1 tRNA gene and 1 rRNA gene are annotated in these 1,972 nt (G+C 48.1%); both read left to right on the top strand.

Annotated elements, in window-relative coordinates:
• Nucleotides 1-154 precede the first annotated feature (154 nt).
• A 16S ribosomal RNA gene (locus IE867_RS14390) occupies nucleotides 155-1,813 on the top strand.
• A 79-nt stretch (nucleotides 1,814-1,892) separates the two neighbouring features.
• Nucleotides 1,893-1,969, top strand: a tRNA-Ile gene (locus IE867_RS14385).
• Nucleotides 1,970-1,972 lie beyond the last annotated feature (3 nt).

Raw genomic sequence — 1,972 nt, 5'->3', positions numbered from 1 at the left:
GTTCTCAGCGAGAATGTTCGCAAGAATGCCTTGGTAGCAAGGTTTTGAAGATGTTTAAAGAGATATAAAATGTAGATACTTAAATACTTTGAGCAAAAATTTTTGCGGGTTGTTAGTTCTTGTTTTTTGACAGGAATTAATGATCTAAGGATTTAAACTGAAGAGTTTGATCCTGGCTCAGATTGAACGCTGGTGGTATGCTTAACACATGCAAGTCGAACGGGTTCGGAAGACAGAATACAGATGACAGAGTACAGATGGTTGAATGCAGCAAGCTGCATAGATGATTTAAATTTTTAGTTGTTTAGATCAATTTATCGCGGAGTGCGATTCGACTACTGTCTTCAGTCTTCTGTTATCTGTCTTCTGGCTAGTGGCGGACGGGTGAGTAACGCGTAGGAATCTGCCGTACAGTGGGGGACAACAGTTGGAAACGACTGCTAATACCGCATGACACCTTCGGGTCAAAGGTTGCACTTTGTGCAGTCGCTGTACGATGAGCCTGCGTTGGATTAGCTAGTTGGTTGGGTAAAGGCTGACCAAGGCGATGATCCATAGCTGTTCTGAGAGGAAGATCAGCCACACTGGGACTGAGACACGGCCCAGACTCCTACGGGAGGCAGCAGTGGGGAATATTGGACAATGGGGGCAACCCTGATCCAGCAATACCACGTGTGTGAAGAAGGCCTTAGGGTTGTAAAGCACTTTAGTTCGTGAGGAAGGTTATCAGGTTAAGAGCTAGATAATTTGACGTTAGCGAAAGAATAAGCACCGGCTAACTCCGTGCCAGCAGCCGCGGTAATACGGAGGGTGCGAGCGTTAATCGGAATTACTGGGCGTAAAGGGTTCGTAGGTGGTTAGATAAGTCAGATGTGAAAGCCCTGGGCTCAACCTGGGAACTGCATTTGATACTGTTTAACTAGAGTTTACTAGAGGATTGGGGAATTTCCGGTGTAGCGGTGAAATGCGTAGAGATCGGAAGGAACATCAATGGCGAAGGCAACAATCTGGGGTTAAACTGACACTGAGGGACGAAAGCGTGGGTAGCAAACAGGATTAGATACCCTGGTAGTCCACGCTGTAAACGATGAGTACTAGCTGTTGGATCTGGTGTAAAAGATTTAGTGGCGCAGCTAACGCGTTAAGTACTCCGCCTGGGGACTACGGCCGCAAGGTTAAAACTCAAAGGAATTGACGGGGACCCGCACAAGCGGTGGAGCATGTGGTTTAATTCGATGCAACGCGAAGAACCTTACCTGCCCTTGACATCCATAGAAGATCCGAGAGATTGGATTGTGCCTTCGGGAACTATGAGACAGGTGCTGCATGGCTGTCGTCAGCTCGTGTTGTGAAATGTTGGGTTAAGTCCCGCAACGAGCGCAACCCTTATTTTTAGTTGCCATCATTAAGTTGGGCACTCTAGAGAGACTGCCGCTGATAAGGCGGAGGAAGGTGGGGACGACGTCAAGTCATCATGGCCCTTACGGGCAGGGCTACACACGTGCTACAATGGGCATTACAGAGGGAAGCGAAGGTGCGAGCTGGAGCGAAACTCAGAAAGGTGTTCGTAGTCCGGATTGCTCTCTGCAACTCGAGAGCATGAAGTCGGAATCGCTAGTAATCGCGGATCAGAATGCCGCGGTGAATACGTTCCCGGGTCTTGTACACACCGCCCGTCACACCATGGGAGTGGGTTGCAAAAGAAGTAGGTAGCTTAACCTTTTGGATGGCGCTTACCACTTTGTGATTCATGACTGGGGTGAAGTCGTAACAAGGTAGCCGTAGGGGAACCTGCGGCTGGATCACCTCCTTAAAGGTACTTAGGTACAAAAATATTAAGAGAATAGCGAGAAGTGTTTAAGTGTTTACAATTGATGTTTTTTCAGTAGATTGGGTCTGTAGCTCAGCTGGTTAGAGCGCACCCCTGATAAGGGTGAGGTCGGTAGTTCAAGTCTACTCAGACCCACCAATT

The sequence above is a fragment of the Cysteiniphilum marinum genome, from assembly GCF_014857925.1.
GTDB classification, from domain to species: Bacteria; Pseudomonadota; Gammaproteobacteria; order Francisellales; family Francisellaceae; genus Caedibacter; species Caedibacter marinus.
Note: the sequence above shows the minus strand (reverse complement) of the source record. Positions and strands in the feature narration are given on the sequence as shown.